Below are 21,291 nucleotides of genomic sequence, written 5' to 3'. Positions count from 1 at the left end.
AGCTGTAGGTCTCTCTGACATGGACGTACCTAAGTACGAAATTCATATTCAATCGACCTCGAAAATGATAGAAGTTGCCAAACAATACGGCCGCGACGAAATTGCGGAGAAAAACCAAATGAACCTTGATCGGCTGACCAGCATCTATGAGACGATCAGGAAAGGCAACATCGTCTTTGGGCGAATGGAGCGTATCAAAGGAAAGCAGGGTGTAAAAAATGTCCGATTATGATCGCAGAGCGCATTTAAAGCAGGTTCATGAGTCTCGCAAAGCAAAGACCATACAAAGAGTGGATGAGTCGATTAGGCGGCTTGTAAAAGCCAAAGAGAGCATCAATTTTAATAGTGTGGCAACGGATGCTGGCGTAAGCAAAGCAACGCTCTATAACAATCCTGAGATACGTGGACGCATTGAATCGCTTCGTCAGCAGCAAGCTCAAGTGCCGACACCAAAACAAATCAAGCGAGAAATGGATGAAAACAATAAGGACGCCATCATTGCTTCGCTAAAACGTAAGATGAAGAAGCTCGAAGATGAAAATAAAAAATTACGAGAACAACTTAAGTTTTCATATGCGGAGGTTTATCAGAGGATTTGAAAGAATGTATGTTGCCGTCCTATTCAACTAACGGGCAGTTTAGTTGAACAAGATAAGTGGAGGTTTTATGTCGCATTTGACGCATACTGCTCATTAGTGAATTCTAAAAGATCTCGTTTTGCGGGCTCCAATACAAGTAACCAACAATTGTCTTAAACTGAAAAATAAAGTTCTAGACTACTGTTGGTTTATTGAACTATCGTTCTCCGTTAGCGTAATGATCTAGTTATAATCATTGGAACTCAGTTTTGTTTTTAACGACAAGTTTTTAGGAATTTGTAGGTGGACACGCTTATACCATGAAACACCATCGAACACCAAACTTATCAACAAAGGAGACCAAACAATCACTGAAGAATATTGGACCAATTGGGGTAATTGTTTTGCTGCCATCATTTATTACTTGGTATGCCTCTCTTAAAACTTCTTCATTTTCAAATACAGCGACAATTTCCATAGTGGAATCTACAGATGACTCATTAGTTCCACCAAAATCACTAAGCATTAACCTAGTTCCAAGAATGTGTATTTCAGCATGAATAACAAATTTTTCAGGTTCTTTCCCAGAGTCGTGAATAATTGAATCTGTCTCAGACTTAAATACCTTTTTATAAAGTTCGATAGCTTCAGAACAAGCACCATTTAAATATAGTTGTGGTACTAACATTTGCCCTCTCCCTCGAATTAATTATTTGTTGGAAAACAGTTACATGACCATATTCTACCATGCGTATTCACAATTAGGATCACATTTTTTAGCACAGTTTAAGAAGTTTGAATGAACTCTACTACCCGTTAGATGATGCACAGTACGAAGATATTGTGTAATAAAAGAAAGCGTACTTGTTCAACTAACGGGACACGATAGCACTATGACAATTGGCAGCCGAAATCATTGGCTGCCTATTTAGCTAACGGGCAGTTTAACGTAACAAAATGCTTCTATATACGTTTAGCTGGCTTGTACTAAAAAAATGTTGACAAAAAACGAGAGCCTATTTGCTGGGTTCTCGTTTTTTCGATAAATCTACCTAATTCATGTGTCTAATACACGAGGATGAAGACTTCTATATTTTTTATCTGTAAAATGTGTTTTCACTACATGATGTACAAGCTTAGGTCGTCTATACCAATCCACGATCCCTTTGTTATTAAGCGTCTGCACTCGCCATAAGGGCCCCATCTTTTCCTCTGTTACTCGACAATCGCAGAATTGCTAAATGTACGTGCCAGAGACAAAATCACGATTACGGTAAGCCGTTAGGTTGCTGTCTATAGTCTTCGCCTGTCTTTCTTCTGTTCCTTTCACCATACTAGGTGAACGATATCCATAAAAACCATCTGCACCGAATACACTCATGATCATCGGTTTTCCAAGCCCGCCTGTGGAGTCTTCCCAGCCTCTGGCCTTATCACACAGCTCATCAGGATCTTCTGGTCCGTACCAACCGGGATATAAATTAAAGGAAACGATGTCAGCAAGATCAAAGCAAATTAGTAGTTATACTGGATTTTCTCTCTTGTGCAATATGGATTTTCACCATTACCCAACGAGCAATTGGCTGAATGATTATGCACTCTAGAAACAAGACTATTAGGAAATTACGAGGAAATGTATTCAGAAAAGTAAGCAAAATATTCTTACTGAAACCATTGCCGATAATAGTGCCTATCAATGTCATTAATGCACACATTCCTATTACCGTAAATAATGTATTCAATAGGATTTTGGGATAAAAACTATCTGTTGGAGTGGTTAATTTTCGAACTATTTTATCAACAATTGGTCCAACTACTATTGGTTGAAGAAACATTGCGATGATCCAAATGAAGGGCATTGCAATTAAGATTTTGGTAACTATAGCTAAATTGATTGTGCCACTGTTCAACACGATATTAAAAGTTGTCATAAAGATGACTGTCAATGTACAAATAATTATCCCATAAATCGCACCCTCCTTGCTGTTATGTGGTAGTCGGTTATCTTTTGTCATTATTCTTCCTCTCTTTCATCTATTCAAATTAAGCAAATAGAAAAAAGCGCAGGGACCATCTGGGTTTCAGATGGTCCCTGCGCTTTAAAGCATACTCACTGTTAATACCAAGTATATCATAAACATATATTTAAAACAAATAGCATGCTCTTTTTTATTATGCACAAATGGGGTAGCATTCCTGTAATGAGTGAACCGAATTTCATTGAAACAGTCAAAGCTTGTGAACATATTTACTTAAACTCCCTTGAACATTAAAATAGCTCAATACTAGTATAAGAACATAAGAAGTAAGACCCAGAAAACACTCTCATGAGTGCTTCCCAAAAGGGAGCGACAATCTTTGATGCAGTGGGGTTCGTTGGAGTCAGACTAGCGGATGGACTCTAAGGCACCATAGTTCATCGACCTTCCTCTCCCAGCCATAGTAGCATTGTTAACAGATACAACCATTTTCATCATGTGTGGTGCGGCGCTTGCGCTACATGTATGGCTAACGAACGAGCAGGATAGTTTAATTTACCGTCAGTATAATATGAGATTAGTTTTCTGATTACATCTATGAAATTCGAACAGAGATCTTAATTAAATACTCCTCATAACCTCTAACTGAAAGATCATCTAACAAAACATCCTCATAAAAAAATCCCTTTATTTCTATTCTCTTATCATTAGCATATTTTATTATTCGATCATAAGTGTCACTTACGCTCGAGTACCCCTCTGTATGAAACGCAGTTAAATATGTTCCTTTTTCTCGCTTGAAATTTGAATAATTTGATTGTTCACTAACTCTTGTATAGAGATAATCATAATTGAACGTTTCATTTGCTAAAACTCTATTTGTATCTCTCATCCAGCCTACCGTGTGAGAGGTATCAATGCTATAAATGTTCAAGTACTTTTCGTGTTTTATCATAGAATCGTAAATGCTTTTATCATTTGTATAAGGATCAGCTTCTGTTATTACCAAAAACTCCTCGATATTTTCCTCAATAATAATTTCAGTTGGAATAATCTCAGTTGCTGCCTTCGTAATTTGTCTCTTCTCTGATATTATACTTTTCATTTTTTTAAGATGTTTAATTTTTGCATTCAGCATTGCCTCTTCTTTATCAAGTAGGACAATGAGCTCATGAGGTGATCTTTTATTTAAATATTCTTTTATCTCTTTTAATGGCATTTCTAATTCTTTAAGTATTGAAATCACTTTAAAAACATCAATTTGATTAATTGAATAATATCTATACCCATTTTCAGCTTTAACTTCAGGAGAAAGAATTCCAAGTCGATCATAGTGAAATAAAGTATCCTTGCTAATACCCATCACTTTTGCAAATTGTCCTGAAGTTAATTGAGTTTGAAAATTATTCTTCATAAAACCCCTCCTTGACTATGGTGTTACACCACACTTTATTATAACCAAGTAACCTTCAAATAGCAGTAGAACATGAGTAGTATCTAATCGAATTTCAGTGGATATTACGAAGAAGGTTACTTGGCAATTTAGCAACACCTAAATAATTTCATCTCGGGAGGATATAAGCAATGAAAGTTCTAGTTACAGGAGCAACAGGAACAGTAGGCGGACACATTGTAGAACAACTTCTTTCACAAGGCGTAGAGGTAAGGGGCTTGTCTCGCAACCTCAAAAACACAAGTCTTCCACCTGAAGTTCATACTGTTGTAGGAGACCTTAATAATCCCGACACCTTGCAAGGGCATCTTCAAACTGTCGATAGTCTATTTTTAATTACACAGAGTGAACAAACAGAGGCTAGATTTTTGGCAAACCAAAGAATTATTCGAATGGCAAAAGAGGCAAACGTTAAAAGGATTGTAACGTTGATGGATTATGAAGGAAACCCAATAGAGAGCATCATTCAAGATAGCGGAATGGACTGGACAATCTTAAGGCCGGCAGAATTTATGAAGAATGCACTTTATTTTTGGGCAGAATCCATTCAAAAAGAAGAGATTGTAAGAACGGGATTCCCTGATGCTTTGAGCGTTAGAATTCACGAAGCAGATATTGCCACTGTTGCAGTTAAAGCGCTTACCGAAGATGGTCATCATGGAAAGATATACACTTTAACTGGTCCACAATCGTTATCTACCAGGAGTATGATTACTCAGATTTCTGAAATTATTGGCAAACCGATTGAGCTAATTGAACTGACTGAGGAACAAGTAAGACAAAACTCCAAAAATCAAGGCTATGATGATGAATTCATAGAATACTTCCTCATAGGAATGGTAAAGAATCCACCTGAAAGCACATATACTGTTTTACCGACAGTAGAACAAGTAACAGGAAAACCAGCAAGGACATTTGCCCAATGGGTTACTGAAAACAAACACTACTTTGAGTAAAATTCTTTTGCTGAAGACTTGAATGGATGGCCAGCTCAGTATTTAAGACTAAGATATCCTCAGCTAAAATATGATTGCCCATTAAGCTAACGGGGAACGATAGTTGAACATAAAGGGTTTCACATATTAGTCATGACTAATATGTGAAACCCTTTAATATATCTATCTTTCTTAAATTTAGGTCTTGATAAACTAGGAAAATAAAGTATTTTCTTAGTGCTTTGGATAAGATAAGTCCCCTGTTTAAGCACTACATGCTACCCGCGTACGTTCTTTAATAGGTAATTGGAAATGGAATATAATGAGGAGGACGCAGCCCAAGCGAAGGCGCGGGAGCATTCTTTTTATTAAACTAACGGGCAGGATATCCCTCAATTCAATGTTTTAAGTACGGCAGCATAACGAAACAGTAGTTCATTAGCGTTCGAACCAAAACAGTGAGATACAGACAACTGAAGCACGGATGAGTCGGAACGAAACTATCATACGGACGAAGATCCTGTCGGGCAGCATATCTGACCTCCACCTCATGGACAGGTTGAATGAAGGAATGTGGGAGCGTGGACTGTGAGACTTGGGAGGGTTGACCTCCATGAGGAATGTGGAGATCCATAAGTGCAACCATACTTTTCCTAGGTAACCACTTTCTTCAGACTGTGGTTAAGGAGATGTTCTTTTGCGCTTTTCCTCGTCCCAACATTTTCTTCGATTTCAACTTGATTCCACCATGAAGTCGTCTGCACTGAACGAATAAAATCAGAAACCTAAGATATTACGAGCATTCAAGAGAAAAGTGATTCCTCATAGAGGGAGAATAGTTTAACAAAGGACAGGATACCGAAGCACCTGCTCTTCAATAATTTCACCATACTTCGGCTACTCTTTCTAAGTGGATTGATCTGTGTCCATGTAGACTACACATTAAAAGACTTATTAGAACATAATATTACATAGAGGAGAATTGGAGATTATTGCGTAAGGAAATTAATATTATAGTAAACTGATGTTCACATGCACTTTAAAAGGTAGTATAATAAAATAAGGAAAATAATACATTTTTTAGTTTGATCTTTTCCTTTACGGACCTTATCCATTCGTTCAACATTTAAGTGAATATAATGTTTTGAAGTAGGAAATAATTTATTGGTATAGAAAGGGCGGGATAATATGTTTAAAAAAATATATTTAATAGCCTTTGCAGTGACTATTATTTCAGGAGTGGCATTAATATCAAATTCAAAAGCAGACACCTATCCAGAAATGGAAACCGTAAATAAGACAGTTGAAAATCCTGTTAACACTAATTTTTCAACAAATAACGTAAAATCCGTAGAATCAGTAAAAAACGTAGAATCCGTAGAATCAAAAATCGCAAAAGGGTATTATAGTCAACTATATACACCTCATGGCATGTTCTTGCGAGCAGATAAACAAAGTATCTTTAAGGAATCGGAGATAGCAAGAAATTTAGATCAAATCGGGCCTAATACGAATCAACTAATTTTTGAAGGTGAGTTTTTTTTAAAAGTAGATGAATCAACATTTCTTAAATCGTATCCCAATTCGTTGATCTTAAATGAAACCTTAAATGAAACAGATGAAACCCGATTAGACTGACGATGCTTCATTAAGCTAACTGGCAGGATGGTTTGAATATTCAATATACGGTATTATTTTAATTATATCGATAGTAGTACTTTTTATATGCATCGGATACATTCAGTTCCAAAGGATGGTTCAAAACAGTCAAACAAAATCATGAAGGTATAAGCCGCTATAATACGGCTTATACCTTATTTTGATGGAATTCACGATGAAGCTTAAATTTGGCCTTCGGGTACATCATAAGATAATCGATTTACGGGTCGGATTAACAACTTTATCAAGGTGATTTTCCATTACAAGAGGGAGGGATATTTTATCGGTCATAGGCCGGTGGAAAGTCGAAGAGGTAGGACCAGAAGTTTCAAAAGTGAAACAGAGGTTATCCCTTTCAATATTGTATCGGACTTCATACGAGCTAATATTTAACTACTGGCTACTCAGAAAATTGTAAGGTAATATCGCCGTTATTTGTATAAGCAGATAATTTTTTTGAACCATTCTCTTTATTGGCAGGCAAATTGCTATCTCCTTTCTTTACCTTGCTTAAGATCGCGAAATCATCATATGACCCTAGAATAGAACCGCTAATATTTCCGTTTTTTGTTTCAAGGGTTATAGCCGTCCCTACATTCAATTTGTCCAGTTGGATATTTCCGTTATTTATGTTTACTTCCACTGTCCCTAAAAACGCGATTGTTGGTAATACAATATTTTCATTTGATGTTTTTAATGTCAAATTTTTTAAAGTTGCATCAGGTATCCATACCTGAATAGTTCTGGTTACTTGCGAGTCTTTTCCTCCGATATAGTCGTTCCATTCCTTATTACTGTCACTTACCATTGACAGTTCTTTATCGTCAGATAGATCAATCTTGTAAAAATCTTTCTCACTTTCATAGTAAACAATATGAATTTGTTCATCTTTAGATTGGAGGATAGTTATTTTTTTGTCCTTTACATCAATTGTTAAGGTATCAATCTTTTGGGCAGGGATGATGTAATTTTTTTCCTCCATGGAAGTGGAGTGGGAGGAGCATCCTGCCAATGATATCAATAGTGTCACCAATATGCCTATAGTAGTTAGTAATTTTTTTGCAGTACTTTTCATTATAAAATGCTCCTTTGTTAAATCATTTTTCTTTTTAATATAGCCAGTCCTACGAATACCAATCCTAAGCTGCTCTGCAAAAAAATTGCGATATGCAACAAAGTATTAGAGTTGAACATAATGATCTTGAAAAAGTAATAAATCCATTTTTGTATTTCGTTGCGTTTATCAGTCGCATATGTTTTAATCATCATAAACTTTTGTGTTACAAAAAGGTCAAGAGGGTAGATATGAACAACTATTTTACAATTAAGCAAGCAGCAGAAATCGTAGAGATGACCAGTGAGACCTTGCGGCACTATGATCGTATTGGATTAGTCAAGCCATGCCATAAAGATGAATTGTCGGGATATCGATACTATTCCGAGCAGGAGCTCGTAAAGCTGCAAACCATTGAACTGCTCAAAGCAATGGATCTTACTTTAATGGATATTAAAGATATATTGCAGCAGAATGATCTCTCTAAAGTAATTGAATTTCTAAAACAGGCAGAAAAAAGAGCAGACGATAAAATTGCTCGTCTGCAGTATGCAAAATCGAAAATTAAACGTGCCTATCTACATTATGAAAATAAGTTCCACAACGGTTATAGTCAAAGTGAAAATTACTTTATCAGAAACATAGAGGCAAGGGTGATTATGCTTTCGAATAAAATGGAAAGCCCCACACTAAAGAATTTATGGGACTATCACAGACATTTCTATCAACAAATTGAGACTTCTCTGCATTCACAATTTCTATTTGAAGATATGGCGGGAATGTTCACGACTGAAGGAATAACACGGTTATTTGCTGTTTGCTTGAAATATCCGTCTTTAGAGGGGTTGACTGTGCTACCAGAAGGGGACTATCTGTGTGCAAATTGTACCGAAGAGAATAAGAATGCTGTATTACAAAATTTACTTGAAAGGGCAAAGACGGAATACGATGTGTGTCCAGATTTTGTTCTTCATAACATTACTGTGACTGGAATATTGCAGTGGGATTATCAGATACAACTGTTCATTAAGAAACGCACATGTTAGATTAAATACAAAGGAAAAGGTTTAGGAAGAGAAAATCGTTTGATTAAAAGTCGCTAATTTAGCGGCTTTTTTTTTGATTAAGCAATCACGTTTCTTGCCCCCCCAGGCTGAGGACAAGAACGTTATACTTCGCCGATTAGCTAAATATTTAACTATAGTTCAATGTTATCTATTTAGCTAACTGACAGATTAACGCTATAAGTCTTAGGAATAGTATGCTTAAGTGAAAAAAGTATTTTCATGAATTCTCTAATGTGAATAAATACAAATTCCACTGCAGTTAATCCATTTTCTATACATATTTTTAATAGTACATTGAGGTAAATAAAGTGATTATTCACTTTGATAAATCCGAAATTGCTTTGTCGGTATTATTTTATGGCTTCGTAAGGATTGCAAAACCATCGAAATATGGGAGTTTAAAACAGATGTGTGCCGTAGTTAGTTTTATGAAAGGAAGGTATAGGGGTGAGTATTTATTACGCTTCAAGCAAAGAGGATATCACTAAGGATGCACTCCAAGAGTTATTTCTTTCGGTAGAATGGGAGTCTGGCAAGTATCCAAACGAGCTTTTACAAGCAATCGGAGGGTCTCATTCAATTGTTACCGCTTGGGAAGGAGGAAAGCTTGTCGGTTTAATAAATGCTTTGTCAGATGGTGTTTTAACGGTATATTTTCATTATATGCTTATTAATCCGAGTTATCAGAGTATAGGTATAGGTAAGGAAATGATGAATATAATGCTTGATAGATATAAAGGGTGTAAAACAAAGGTATTAATTTCTTATCCGCATGCAGTGGATTTTTATAATAAGTTTGGCTTTAATACAGAGGATGGAGCTACACCAATGTTTATCTCAGAGTTGATATGATTAAAATAACGGATCACGATAGTTTAATCGCAACAAGAAGGCAGCCGATCAGAGGATCAGCTGCCGTTTTTATTGAAGTAAAGGGGCAGGATAACTCAGTAATTTCGCGAATACTCAAAAGATGGAATTATCACAAAGCTCCCGAATAAGACGTTATAAGAAATCGGCGAGAAACTATAAGGAGCAGAAAACATGAAATGCCCTCACTGTAACATCGAATTAAGTGAACTTCCTTTATGTTACGGAAGTGAAGCACCATATTATTTTTACACTGTACCAGAAGAGAAAAGAACAGAATTAATTAGAGATTTTTGTGTAATTGATGAACAGCATTTCTTTATTAGAGGCCATATTGAAATACCAATAATCGATAGCAAAGAGAAATTTATATGGAGTGTGTGGGTTTCTCCTAGTGAAGAAAACTTTCTGAAGTCTAATGAATTATTGCACGTAGAAGGAAGGGAGACGGAAGAACCTTATTTTGGTTGGTTATCGACTGAACTTTCAATATATCCAATAACTACATTATCGTTAAAGACAATGGTGCATACACAAGAGGTTGGTGCTGTTCCGTTAATAGAATTAGAACAAACGAATCATCCACTTGCAGTTGAACAAAGAGAAGGAATTACAATGGAGAGAGTTAAAGAAATTGCTCATTTAATAAATCATAGTCAGTAAGAGAAAAATTTGAATCTATAGTCGAAGAAGCTGCCGACAGCTTATTAAATCATATCTACGCCAACAGACACCCCTGCAAGGCTAAACTCGGTGCGTAATGTCGTTTAAGCTAACAGGAGACTTTTGTTCAATGAAACAGAGACAGTCTTAATATTTTGTTTTCTGCTGACAATGACACTTTTTTATCCAAAAGGCAAACTTTCGGAGGGTATATTCTTGAGGCAGACTAAGCTAACTGAAGTGTTTTTTTATGAGTTGTCGCCCGTGAAACACTCAACGTCACCCGTACTCCTATTAGGGAGTTCACGGGTGGCGTTTTTTCATGCCCAATTCTACATATGTAGTATCAACAAGACGTGCCCTAAATCATAACACCTATATAGATCACGGGTTGAATTGCAGTCAATTTCAGTTTATGGAAAGTTAGCTTTACATGCATGCTCCAATATGTTATTCTTACGGAAAGTTAACTTTCCATAATTGCTTCAGGAGGTAAGATATTGAAAAACAGGCTTGAAGAGATTAGAAAAGAAAAAGGTATTAAACAAGAAGAACTAGCGGATAAATTGGAAGTATCCAGGCAAACGATTGGTTCACTTGAAAATGGCCGTTATAATCCATCCATTATTTTAGCATTTAAAATTGCGCGGTTTTTTGAAATGAGTATTGAAGATATTTTCATTTACGAGGAGGAGCTGGGTAATGAAAACGGCAAGTAAATGGGTGCTCTTAACAATTGCAGGTGCTATTATGGTTTATATGGGTGGATTTATTTTAATCGACGAGAAGCTAAAAGGAATTTCCGGTTTGCTCATTGGTGTGGGTTCAGTCCTTGCAGTGCTTGGAGTAGGAAATATGGTGTATTCGTTATGGCTTAATAAGCCCCAGAACAAAATAAAGAATGATGAGAAAGTTAGAATGAGTAAAATTGAGGCTAATGATGAACGGAAAATAAGAATAAGAGAAAAAGCGGGTTGGAAAACTAATATTGTTAACTTTTACATCCTAATGGCTCTAACTGTTGTATTTAGTTTAATGGGAGTAGATCAAACTGTAGTCACTGTGTTATGTGGTGTTTTTGTTTTTCAAATCTCCTTAGGAATCTTCCTGTTTAATTATTATGCTAAGAGAATGTAATTGGAATGACGTAACATCAATTAGAGCATTCGAAAATATTTTATTAGGAGAGAATGACATGGAAGTATTTGCAGAATATTTAGCGCAAATTGATAACCCGCAACATCGGGAAAGAATGGAAGAAGTTCTGGCTTGGGTAGCTGGAAAATTTACTGATTTAAAGCCAAAAGTTGCGTGGAATCAGCCTATGTTTACCGATCACGATACTTTTATTATTGGTTTTAGTGTATCCAAACATCATTTGGCGGTTGCCCCTGAAATTGCAGGAATTAATCGTTTTTCTGATGAAATATTGCAGGCAGGTTATGATCACACCAAGCAGTTGTTACGCATCCGGTGGGAAAGTCCCGTTGATTTCTCATTACTTGAAAAAATGATCGAGTTTAATATTTTGGATAAGGCAGACTGTTCAACTTTTTGGCGGAAATAAAATGTATTATTTAGCGTTTAATTCATTTTAAGCAAATTTATATGTGGAAGCACCGGAGGACAAGTCACTTTTAATATGTGATTTGTCTTTTTTATACGAATTCTCAGCACGAAATATTCAATATTTTGGAAGGTGGACGGAATGTTGGAAGCGAATTTATACACGTTAGTTTAACCTGCTGAATGATGAAAAATGGAAGTGAGACAAATGGCTGCTTCCATTCCGAGAGTCTTTTTTAATAAATATGACACAGTCGGACAAGAGGGAATATTGTTGATGGAAGATCTGACCCCGACACATAACAATTTAGCGGACTGGGAAGTGCCTATTGATTCTGATAAATTATATCCAGATATCAAAATACAACATGCATCCATGGTAATCTAAATGTTGTCAATTTATTATATCCGATGTTCAGCAGTTCAAGGCCGTGCATCATTGATCTTGAAGCAGTGAAGGTTGGGCTTTGTACTGAGGATATCGTTATGTTATTTATCCACGATTTGTTTCACGGCAGTGAGGAGGCTACACGTATTTTTGATCTGTATTTTCATTCAATTAACAATAAAATCAGGAGCGCATACACGTACACACAATTTGTGGAGGACGTTAGATTATCGATTATGGAAGGAATCTTTTTTCCAATAAAGTTATTTGTCCATGATGGAATTAAGGATGAGGAGCTTATATGGAAGTCGATAAATGTTTATAAGGATTTAGTTAGGTTTGATTGAAAGACCACTAACAAGTTGTAAGTCAACAAGCCATTATTTAGTTACATTGTATAAGCTGAAGTGGAATAATTGGGATATAACTGTATTAGGTATTGAGATAAGAAGTATTATATACAACAAAAAGTACGTACTTCAAAAAATTCGCTAAAATTCTCGTTTGTACATTCTGCAGCTGTTGTTAGAATGTCATGAACAGTGGCTTAAATGAACTCTACATTTCTACTTTTGTCGCCATTCGTTAACTGGCGTGTATTCCCAGGTTGATTCAGCTGATAACTTCATCACGCTCAATCGTAATCTCATATTAAATTAATGCTGGTGTTTTCTATCGATGATAAAGTGATTCATTTATTTATAAGGAATTTAAGATTAGGAAGTATTCTAAATGTGTTTGTTTGAATTATTATGGGTACTAAACTATAATTTAGAGGTCTAGGAATCTTTCGACAATCGCGGACTCTTGATCAATAGGAGGTGTAATATGAAATTCTTTAGAGATTCTTCAAAGTGGATAAGTATTATTGGCCTAATTCTAGTGTGGATTAGTGTGTCATATATTTTTGGATTTATTACCTATATATCGTTATTCGTTTTACTTTTACTTATCCAAGTAATTCTCATTTCTTCTTCTAATATTCAAATTAAAAAGAATCAGAGACGTGTAATCGTTATAGGTGGACTAGTAGTGTTAATTGGTATTGTAAGTTTTATCATCGCCTTTTTTATTGAAGTACCTATTTGGTATAAGATATTTCTATTAATTGCTCAAGGAGCGTTTGCTTATGCGGAAATTAAAATGTTAATTGAAGCAAGAACATCAAAAAATAGACTGACTAAATAATAGTAATCTACAAATAAAAATGAGAGGCGATCCCCAATTTGGGTCGCCTCTCATTTTTATATATCAATGTACTTACGCTACTGCTGTATATTCTGTAGTTGTGTAATACGTCCAGTAGGACATGGTTGGATTTACAATAAGTTTTTGCCAAGTAGTAACTGTAACTTTAATTCTAGTGAAATTTTTATAGTCATTTAAGAGGGTATTAAGAATTTCTTTCAACTGATTAGCGGGTGTATAGCTATCAACCTGTTGAATAAGTTGACCAACTGTAATTAGTGTTGCTGCGGCAACAAGAGCACCTGCAATAAAGGGTGGAAGCTTAGCTTTTATAGCGTTAGTAGCTAGCCCGATTCCTACTGAAGTAACAGCGAGACCGAGACCGGTATAACTACTCCCAACGTGAGAGTTAATCATATCTACAAGCTGGGTCTTAGAAATATAATTGGTTTCCGTAGCACGAACTTCCGGACTTCCAACACCTGCCATTACTTGCTGATTTCTTGCTTCTGCCCGTTCTATATTTAGTAATTCTTCCAGCGATGATTCTTTGATAAATTGATTGTTTTCGTTCATTTTAACTCCTCCAAAAAGTTTATTGAAAGAATGGGGGATGTAAGTTCACAAGAAGAATCCCCTTCTTCTAGGAACAAACATTCTTTTCAAGGATTAATATATCATATAGCGTAACGTAACGCAATATATAATTAATAAAAATATCCAATTATGAAAAAACAGACTTTTCATTCATGAGGAAACTTTTCTTTACTAAGGTTTAAGAACATAAAAATAAAGTGTATTGTCACGATACGTTATATCTTTTTATAATATTTTTTTGTGTTACTATAAATATTATTAAATCCTATCTCTATAAATATTCCTGATTAGGAAGGCTTATCTCACTTATTATCAAAATTCCAAAAATCATTGTAATGATTTGATGAGTATTAATTAAATTTTAAAGGATATAACAAATGAAAAAGTGAAGAATATGGTAGGACGTAACAAATCGCTATATAATGATCAAAATAAATAAGGAGGTTAACCATGAAATATACCATAAATCTATTTGGTTATAACGTTGATTGTCAATTAACCGTGGGAAATGAAGGATTGCATATTAACATTCTTGAAGATGATCAGCGGGCTTTGAAGCAATATCTAATTCGAGTGTTGCCTAAGTATGGGAGAGAGGTTTCTAGCGCTTCTTCATTACAAACACTGCTGGAGCTTGCCTTAGATGCGGAAAAAACGCTAGAGGGCCGTATGGCCGAGCCTAAATTAAAGCTACCTTATGAGTTTCATCCCGAAATCAAGGAAAAACTAATCGAGGCTGCTTCCTTGCAAGAAATGTCTGCTACTCAACTATTGATTCGTATTATTGAAAAAAAATATCAAGAAATTATTGGATAGGAGAGATACAAAAATGGCCTATGGTAATAAGGTGAAATTTCATTATGATGTACCAGCTTACATTAAACAACAGTTGGCAGAAGCGGCTAAACAGATGGGAATGACAGCAACAGAACTACTATCAAGATCAATAGAAGAAGAGTATGAACGTATTAAGAAAGAAAAAAATTCATCGTCTACAAATTCGATAGTTGGGAAATAAACTGGCCAAAAGTCACTATCTGTTCTAAAGGCATACTTTGATAGGTGTAATCAATTCCGATTCTATCACAGAAAAAAAAGTGTCCTATTTTATAGGATTCTTTTAGACTACTCTCAATTAAATAAATGTAGATATTTGGAGTCGTATCTTCAATCTTACAAGAAAATTCAGATGTTGAGCTTGCATTCATAATTCTTATGATATGCTCGTGAACATGCGCAGGAATTAGTGGTTCAAGGAAAGTAAACGGGAACTGTTGACGTAAGTTCTCATAAATTAGCATAAGATACTAAACCCCTTTCTAGTTTATTATATGTAATCATAACCAGTTTGTTCATTATAACAAACATACGTTCGTATGTTAAGGGAGCAAATAGCTAATATTTTAGAAAATGAATCCCGACAACATATATCAAATACTTAGCAGATTCATTAATGCTGAAGGAAGTGGCCCTCGTTGTTTTTTCTTCAGATGTCTGGATACCCCGGATCAGGGAAGTCTTCATTAGCCAGAGTAATAGCGCAGCATACTTCTGCTGTTATTCTTGATCACGACATTGTAAAGTCTTCTCTTATGGAATCACTTGGAGCAAACATTGGGTTCAAGGAAGTTGGAAAAATTTCGTATGACATTGAATGGGCTTTGATAGATTTCCACTTATCTCAAGGTCATAATGTTATACTCGATAGCCCTTGTTTATACTCTGAAATGATAGAGAGAGGATTGAATCTGACCCGGAAATATAATGTGGAATATAAATATGTAGAATGTCTATTAAATGACTATGATGAGCTCAATAATAGACTGCGAAATAGAAAAAGAATGATTAGCCAGATTGAAAGAGTGCCTTCTGAAGAGACATTGCTAAAAACTATTGAAAATGCTAAAAAGCCATCTAATGTCAGAATACATATTGTTAATACAAAGGAACCGATTGAATCCTATATTAAAAGTGTCATTGAATACTTAAATACTTAGCCTAAATTTTGAGGAGGGGAACAGATGGATTTTGAGAAAGCAGCCCATTTCATTTGGACACATGGCAGATTATTAGAAAGAAGGGTTTTTGAATATATTTTCCACGGTGGATCAATGAGCAATGTTATGACTTCACTAACAGCCTACCAAAACGAAGATGGTGGGTTTGGAAATGCAATAGAGCCGGATTTACGGGTACCCGGTAGTCAGCCACTTTTCATGGAATTTGCACTACGTTTTTTATATGACTGTAACATAAAAGACGAAGAACTTTCTCAAAAAGCATGTGATTATATTTCAAAGCATGCTGATTTAAAAAAAGGTATTCCAACAATATTTCCTTCATCAGCAAACTATCCAAGAGCAGAACATTGGAGTAACCCTCTTTCTACAGAGCCATCATTTAGCAGACTTACTGGTCTTGTCGGGCTTCTTAAGTGGCAAGGGATAGAACATTCCTGGCTTGATAAAGCGACAGAAATTTGTTTGGAAGATATTCACGCACAAGCATATGACGATGCGCATACAATTTTGACTGCATTTTATTTATTGGAAAGCCTACCTCAATCGGATTATATCAAAGGATTATTTCAAAAATTATCTAAGGAGCTTATTACTGCCAACTTCTTTTGTATGGATGCCGCATCCCACAGTTATGGACTCTCTCCTCTAGAATTTTCGCCATCACCCACTTCTTACTGTAGCAGCATATTTTCTGATGAAACCATTCTTGATCACTTAAAAGTATTAGAACACCAACAGGAGGATGATGGAGGATGGCAGATAACATGGGAGCCTCCCGGTGAAACAGCGAGGTTGGAATGGAGAGCCTATAAGACGCTAAAGAGTTTGATGATACTAAATTCATACAATAAGATTAATCTATGAGACTATTAAGGAGGTAATAAACACTCCAAGGAGAGGAACCTATGAACAAATTAAGGGCAATCATAGTTCCGTTATTCTTAATCTTTTTATTGGGATGTAGTAAGGAGCAAATTAGCGATAATTCAAAAAAAGAATATAGCCAAGCTGAACAATTTATTACCGATATGGGCTATCTGATCATTAGTAATGAAGGAATTGTTTCTGAATATTTATTAGATAAAAAACTGCTGACGGAAATGCCATACATGCAATACTGGAGTGTTCAAAGTGTTGATCCAGTCGATTATATAGGCAAGGAAATAACTACAAGTAAGTTCATCGTTAAAAATCACCCCTTAGATAATAAGAAGGATAATACAAAAAAACAAACCCTGATTTTTCTGCTAGAAGCAGACGATGAAGTGATAGGAGGCTATAGTTTTCCTGATTTCGATGAATTACATATGGGCTGGGTTTACACCATTGATGGAAAAACACTCGAAGAATTGACCAGAGAAGCTTTCCCGAAATGGTCTAAGGAGTGGAATTTAAGATATAAATAATGGTTGGGGAGTATTTATAAAGGAGCAGATATGAAAAAACTAATCCTAGTGCTTGTAGCGGTGGTTATTATTTCGAATGCGATATGGAGTTATTTATATTTCAATAAAGAGGTCGAAACAAATTTAAACACTGGTGTTCAAGTATATACGCTTAAGGGTACAGGGGATACATGGGATGTTTTAGATTACAAAATAATAATTTCATCTAGCAAAATTTTACGGGGACATGGGAAGTTAGTGTTCAAGGGAGACCCAAGCGCTTTAGTGAATAGTAGCTATTATAAGTATGAAGTCAATGAAAAAAACAATAATAATAAGGATGAAACAGTTCTTGTAAATGAAGCTAGGTCAACGGATGGACCCATTTCAATATTAAGTAACACTGATATCGGGTCTATAACTGGTCCATATTTATATGACGAATTAAATAAAAATAGACAAAATTATAAAAACACCACTTTATCTATTACATGGAATGATAATGAAGGGGAGCTTCATTCCGAAACAATAAGTTTAGATATTGAGAGTGAAATTTCTCTTAAGGATGATCTTTAAGGGTGATAAATCCAAGAGACTAAGATTGAATCTCTACGGACTGAAGGAAGATCCTCTACGCCCCAAAAGCCTGCCGGTACTTCACAGGAGACATGCCTTCAAACCTTCTGAACACTTTAATGAAATAGCTGGACTGGGCAAAACCGGACTGAGTCGCAACCTGAGCAATGGAGAGTCCTGTGGAAACCAGTAAAAGCTTGGCTTTAGCCAGCCGACAATCGGTTAAATAACGGTTTGGAGTTTTACCCATAACCACCCGGAACAGCCTTAGAAAATGATAGCTGCTGTAACCGGTCAATCTTGCCATCGATTCAAGAGACCAAGGGCTGGCACATTCGACATGAATGATATCTGCAGCACTGCGGATGGACTGCCTAACCTCGTGCGGTACTGAGCCGTGAAGCGGCTCGGAGTTCTGCAGCAAGTTTACTAGAAGCTCATACAGCAGAGCAGATAGTCTTGGCTCGCTACGGGTCACGTAGGAAGCACTCAGTAGGTACATTTCCTCGAATAGCTCGTCCAGCTTAGCATCCAAATCAAAAGTGAACAGGTATGCACGAGACTGGTCCACTTCTTCTAATAAGGGAAGGACAATTTCAGTGTTAAAATGAACCCAGCGGACATCCCAAGGCTCGCCTGGGTCAGAGCCGTATTGCTGATAAGCCCCTTTGGGGTACAGAAAACCTCGTCCTCTACTCATCGGAATACGTTCGCCCTCATGGAATACATAACCCTCCCCACCAAAGATCAAATGCAGGTTATAACTCCCCAGAAACCCTTCGCTTCTTCTCTCTGTATGTTGTGGAAAGTGAGTGTAATGTCCCAAAAATTCAGGATAACAGACATATTTTGAAAAAGCCGGTGTCGGCAAATACCATTGTTTCTTCATGTTTGGCAGCACCCATTTCTGTAGCGCAACAGAGCGCAAGTTGGATTAAGGCAATGAACGCAAGATTGTTATATGATAGCAATATTTTGTTATATAAGACCTCTTAACATTGATACTACAATAGAATTATATAATATTGAAAGCATATTTTTAATACTTTGGAGGTAATGATGAAGAAACCTGTCGCAACTGAAAAATTCGAGCTTGGCGTCTGTTATTATCCGGAGCACTGGCCAGAAAACATGTGGGAGGACGATTATCGCCGGATGCGTGAACTCGGCTTTACGATCATTCGGATGGGGGAGTTTGCTTGGTCTATTTTTGAACCGGCAGAAGGGCAGTTTCAGTTCGGGCTCTTTGATCGGGCGATTGATCTAGCACATAAATATGGTCTTCAGGTTGTACTTGGTACTCCGACGGCCACGCCTCCAGCTTGGTTGACTGATAAGTATCCCGAAGTTTTAAATGTAACCTACGAAGGTGTTACACTTCAGCATGGCATGCGCCGTCATTATAATTACAGCAGTCCTAAATACCGGGAACTGTGTGCACGTATTGCAGAACAAATGGCTGAACATTACGGCAATCATCCGGGTGTAGTTGGCTGGCAAATTGATAATGAGCTCAACTGTGAGATCAGTGAATTTTATTCGGAGAGTGACCATAAGGCTTTCCGGGAATGGCTACAGCAGAAATATGTTACACTTGAGCATTTGAACGAGGCTTGGGGAGCTGTTTTTTGGAATCAAAGCTATAGTGACTGGTCTCAGGTCTATCTTCCACGTCCGACTCCAGTACCGAAGCAACCCAATCCTCATCAGGCATTGGATGAAAAACGGTTTATTTCGGACAATACAATTTCTTTTGCCAAAAACCAAGCGGATATCATCCGTAAACTTGCCCCTAAGCAGTGGGTAACCACGAACGGTCTGTTCGGGCATCTCGATAGCCATGAAATGACGGATGAACTGTTGGATTTCTTCAGCTATGATTCCTATCCTCAGTTCTCTACTATTTTTTATGACCCGAATGAGCGGAATCCGCTGAATGATAGAGGCTGGGGACTGTCGTTATCTGTTGTTCGTTCGATATCCCCGAATTTCTGCATTATGGAGCAGCAGTCGGGCCCGGGTGGCTGGGTGAACCGGATGGATATGCCTTCTCCAAAGCCCGGGCAGATGCGGTTATGGACTTATCAGTCGATCGCTCATGGAGCAGATATGGTGTTATATTTCCGCTGGCGGACAGCTACGATGGGCAATGAAATTTATTGGCATGGAATCAATGACTATCATAATCAGCCTAACCGGAGAGTGCGGGAAGCGGGGCAGATCGGTCAGGAGCTGGCAGCAGCAGGTCATGCGTTTGTCGGTACTCGTAATCAGGCTAACATTGCTATTGTTCGTGATTATGACAATGAGTGGGATGGAGAATACGATGTTTGGCATGGCCCGTTTATGTGGAAGAGCAATAAGGAGTGGTACAAGGCGCTTCAGCAGAAGCATATCCCGAATGACGTACTCTATTTACGCAAAAAAACAACGCTGGAGGAGCTTGCAAGGTACGACGTGCTTATCTATCCTCACCCAGCGATTATGACAGATGAGACAGCAGCACTGCTGGATGAATATGTTCAGCAAGGCGGCAAACTGATCTTCGGCTGTAGAACCGGCTATAAGGATGAGCGCGGTCAATGTAATATGCGTCCTTTCCCAGGTGCTGCTAAGGATCTATGCGGGATCACAGTTGAAGAATTCACAATGGTTAAGGGCAGTCGTCAGCCAACAACAATTAGCTGGTCAGGCGCGGCCGAAGTCGTTACGGGAGCAGATGACTTTAATGATATTCTCAAAATAGAGGAAGCTTCGGTTGAAGTGATGGCGGTTTACGCCTCTGATTATTATGCAGGAAAACCGGCGGTATCTAGAAATCGTCGCGGCAAGGGTGAGGTTTGGTATTACGGAGCCGTATTTAATGAACAGGCAGCGGCTGAGATCATAAATTTAATTGATCTACAATCGCCAGCAGATTGGCTGGAGCTCCCAGAAGAGGTAGAACTGCAAGTCCGTACCGGAGCTTCTTCCAGTTATGCTTTTTTGCTTAATTATAGTGAGACTCCTGTCACGATCCATCTTCATGAGACCAAAACAGATTTACTGAGCGGCACAACATTGTCGGGTGAGGTGCTTCTGGAAGGATTTGGGGTACTGGTGTTAAACTAACGTATACATTGATCTCACATTTGAGTAGATTTGGATAATTCTCTCTTTTCGGTTATACTTTGAAGTAGCAATTATATAGTCACGGGAGCTTGGTGGGACCAGGCTGAGAGGATAGTTATAACTATCGACCGTCAAACCTGATCTGGATAATGCCAGCGGAGGAAATGGAGCTCTATTTCTATTTGTCTACTCTAAGGCCGC

Annotated in this window: 26 protein-coding genes and 1 riboswitch; of the genes, 19 read left to right on the top strand and 7 right to left on the bottom strand. The window is 37.2% G+C overall.

The features are described from left to right. Positions 1-19 precede the first annotated feature (19 nt). The gene (locus MHB56_RS11235; protein WP_305953565.1) at positions 20-232 is read left to right on the top strand and encodes a hypothetical protein; all 213 of its coding nucleotides are present in this window, start codon (positions 20-22) and stop codon (positions 230-232) included. Further along, positions 219-599 carry a DUF6262 family protein gene (locus MHB56_RS11230; RefSeq protein ID WP_340932262.1) on the top strand — a complete coding sequence of 127 codons (381 nt, stop codon included), beginning with the start codon at positions 219-221 and terminating at the stop codon, positions 597-599. Before MHB56_RS11235 ends, MHB56_RS11230 begins: the two co-directional genes overlap by 14 nt. 292 nt (positions 600-891) lie before the next feature. On the opposite strand, the gene MHB56_RS11225 is transcribed toward MHB56_RS11230, so the two are convergent. From MHB56_RS11225 to MHB56_RS11210, 4 genes are all read right to left on the bottom strand, one after another. Then, positions 892-1,266 (bottom strand): VOC family protein, encoded by a 375-nt coding sequence (locus MHB56_RS11225; RefSeq protein WP_076129783.1) that lies wholly within the window; start codon positions 1,264-1,266, stop codon positions 892-894. Positions 1,267-1,815: 549 nt separating this feature from the next. After that, positions 1,816-1,965 carry a hypothetical protein gene (locus tag MHB56_RS11220; protein ID WP_179088800.1) on the bottom strand — a complete coding sequence of 50 codons (150 nt, stop codon included), beginning with the start codon at positions 1,963-1,965 and terminating at the stop codon, positions 1,816-1,818. Positions 1,966-2,083: 118 nt separating this feature from the next. Further along, positions 2,084-2,593: a DUF2798 domain-containing protein gene (locus MHB56_RS11215; RefSeq protein WP_341143584.1), complete on the bottom strand. Its 510-nt coding sequence runs from the start codon at positions 2,591-2,593 to the stop codon at positions 2,084-2,086. A 559-nt stretch (positions 2,594-3,152) separates the two neighbouring features. Beyond that, positions 3,153-3,971, bottom strand: coding sequence for a MerR family transcriptional regulator (locus tag MHB56_RS11210; protein ID WP_076129785.1), 819 nt, complete (start codon positions 3,969-3,971; stop codon positions 3,153-3,155). A gap of 170 nt (positions 3,972-4,141) precedes the next feature. Here MHB56_RS11210 and MHB56_RS11205 point away from each other — a divergent pair, with 170 nt between their 5' ends. Further along, complete coding sequence (locus MHB56_RS11205) at positions 4,142-4,966, top strand: SDR family oxidoreductase (protein WP_076129786.1); 825 nt, start codon at positions 4,142-4,144, stop codon at positions 4,964-4,966. Positions 4,967-6,133: 1,167 nt separating this feature from the next. Further along, complete coding sequence (locus MHB56_RS11200; protein ID WP_076280165.1) at positions 6,134-6,583, top strand: hypothetical protein; 450 nt, start codon at positions 6,134-6,136, stop codon at positions 6,581-6,583. 421 nt (positions 6,584-7,004) lie between these two features. Here MHB56_RS11200 and MHB56_RS11195 read toward each other — a convergent pair whose 3' ends face one another. Continuing rightward, on the bottom strand, positions 7,005-7,679 hold the full coding sequence (locus MHB56_RS11195) for a DUF4097 family beta strand repeat-containing protein (protein WP_341143583.1): 675 nt from the start codon (positions 7,677-7,679) through the stop codon (positions 7,005-7,007). Between the two features lie 230 nt (positions 7,680-7,909). Here MHB56_RS11195 and MHB56_RS11190 point away from each other — a divergent pair, with 230 nt between their 5' ends. The 8 genes from MHB56_RS11190 to MHB56_RS11155 all read left to right on the top strand — a co-directional run bounded on the left by MHB56_RS11190 (position 7,910) and on the right by MHB56_RS11155 (position 13,400). Then, positions 7,910-8,704, top strand: a complete 795-nt coding sequence (locus MHB56_RS11190) for a MerR family transcriptional regulator (protein WP_341143582.1) — start codon at positions 7,910-7,912, stop codon at positions 8,702-8,704. 468 nt (positions 8,705-9,172) lie between these two features. Further along, positions 9,173-9,577, top strand: coding sequence for a GNAT family N-acetyltransferase (locus tag MHB56_RS11185; RefSeq protein ID WP_038573410.1), 405 nt, complete (start codon positions 9,173-9,175; stop codon positions 9,575-9,577). Positions 9,578-9,769: 192 nt separating this feature from the next. Further along, entirely contained in the window at positions 9,770-10,258 is a 489-nt protein-coding gene (locus tag MHB56_RS11180) for a DUF2199 domain-containing protein (RefSeq protein WP_341143581.1), read from the top strand. Positions 10,259-10,758: 500 nt separating this feature from the next. Then, entirely contained in the window at positions 10,759-10,977 is a 219-nt protein-coding gene (locus MHB56_RS11175; RefSeq protein WP_036681352.1) for a helix-turn-helix transcriptional regulator, read from the top strand. Then, positions 10,961-11,395, top strand: a complete 435-nt coding sequence (locus MHB56_RS11170; RefSeq protein ID WP_076304931.1) for a hypothetical protein — start codon at positions 10,961-10,963, stop codon at positions 11,393-11,395. Before MHB56_RS11175 ends, MHB56_RS11170 begins: the two co-directional genes overlap by 17 nt. Before the next feature lie 58 nt (positions 11,396-11,453). Further along, complete coding sequence (locus MHB56_RS11165) at positions 11,454-11,825, top strand: iron chaperone (RefSeq protein WP_076303166.1); 372 nt, start codon at positions 11,454-11,456, stop codon at positions 11,823-11,825. A 207-nt stretch (positions 11,826-12,032) separates the two neighbouring features. Then, a complete protein-coding gene (locus tag MHB56_RS11160; RefSeq protein ID WP_076303167.1) occupies positions 12,033-12,212 on the top strand; it encodes a hypothetical protein in 180 nt (59 codons plus the stop codon). 828 nt (positions 12,213-13,040) lie between these two features. Further along, entirely contained in the window at positions 13,041-13,400 is a 360-nt protein-coding gene (locus MHB56_RS11155) for a hypothetical protein (protein WP_076282697.1), read from the top strand. A gap of 72 nt (positions 13,401-13,472) precedes the next feature. Here MHB56_RS11155 and MHB56_RS11150 read toward each other — a convergent pair whose 3' ends face one another. After that, positions 13,473-13,976, bottom strand: a complete 504-nt coding sequence (locus MHB56_RS11150) for a hypothetical protein (protein ID WP_076220913.1) — start codon at positions 13,974-13,976, stop codon at positions 13,473-13,475. Between the two features lie 471 nt (positions 13,977-14,447). Here MHB56_RS11150 and MHB56_RS11145 point away from each other — a divergent pair, with 471 nt between their 5' ends. The 6 genes from MHB56_RS11145 (at position 14,448) to MHB56_RS11120 (ending at position 17,979) form a co-directional block, all read left to right on the top strand. Next, positions 14,448-14,813, top strand: coding sequence for a hypothetical protein (locus tag MHB56_RS11145; protein ID WP_341143580.1), 366 nt, complete (start codon positions 14,448-14,450; stop codon positions 14,811-14,813). A gap of 13 nt (positions 14,814-14,826) precedes the next feature. After that, positions 14,827-15,015 carry a hypothetical protein gene (locus MHB56_RS11140; RefSeq protein ID WP_076219833.1) on the top strand — a complete coding sequence of 63 codons (189 nt, stop codon included), beginning with the start codon at positions 14,827-14,829 and terminating at the stop codon, positions 15,013-15,015. Positions 15,016-15,472: 457 nt separating this feature from the next. Then, positions 15,473-15,994 carry an AAA family ATPase gene (locus MHB56_RS11135; RefSeq protein WP_076186542.1) on the top strand — a complete coding sequence of 174 codons (522 nt, stop codon included), beginning with the start codon at positions 15,473-15,475 and terminating at the stop codon, positions 15,992-15,994. 24 nt (positions 15,995-16,018) lie between these two features. Continuing rightward, positions 16,019-16,882, top strand: coding sequence for a hypothetical protein (locus MHB56_RS11130; protein WP_339188593.1), 864 nt, complete (start codon positions 16,019-16,021; stop codon positions 16,880-16,882). A gap of 41 nt (positions 16,883-16,923) precedes the next feature. Next, positions 16,924-17,424: a hypothetical protein gene (locus tag MHB56_RS11125; RefSeq protein ID WP_339281447.1), complete on the top strand. Its 501-nt coding sequence runs from the start codon at positions 16,924-16,926 to the stop codon at positions 17,422-17,424. Positions 17,425-17,454: 30 nt separating this feature from the next. Beyond that, positions 17,455-17,979, top strand: coding sequence for a hypothetical protein (locus MHB56_RS11120; protein ID WP_341143579.1), 525 nt, complete (start codon positions 17,455-17,457; stop codon positions 17,977-17,979). Positions 17,980-18,034: 55 nt separating this feature from the next. Here the strand turns inward: MHB56_RS11120 and MHB56_RS11115 are convergent, their stop codons facing one another. Then, positions 18,035-18,868 (bottom strand): helix-turn-helix transcriptional regulator, encoded by an 834-nt coding sequence (locus MHB56_RS11115; protein WP_076208631.1) that lies wholly within the window; start codon positions 18,866-18,868, stop codon positions 18,035-18,037. Between the two features lie 170 nt (positions 18,869-19,038). On the opposite strand from MHB56_RS11115, the gene MHB56_RS11110 reads away from it, so the two are divergent. After that, on the top strand, positions 19,039-21,090 hold the full coding sequence (locus MHB56_RS11110; RefSeq protein WP_339282164.1) for a beta-galactosidase: 2,052 nt from the start codon (positions 19,039-19,041) through the stop codon (positions 21,088-21,090). Between the two features lie 71 nt (positions 21,091-21,161). Then, a riboswitch (TPP riboswitch) is annotated at positions 21,162-21,271 on the top strand. Positions 21,272-21,291: the final 20 nt, after the last annotated feature.

This window comes from Paenibacillus sp. FSL H8-0315 (assembly GCF_038005365.1).
GTDB lineage: Bacteria > Bacillota > Bacilli > Paenibacillales > Paenibacillaceae > Paenibacillus_AQ > Paenibacillus_AQ odorifer.
This window is presented reverse-complemented; position numbering and strand designations above follow the sequence as displayed.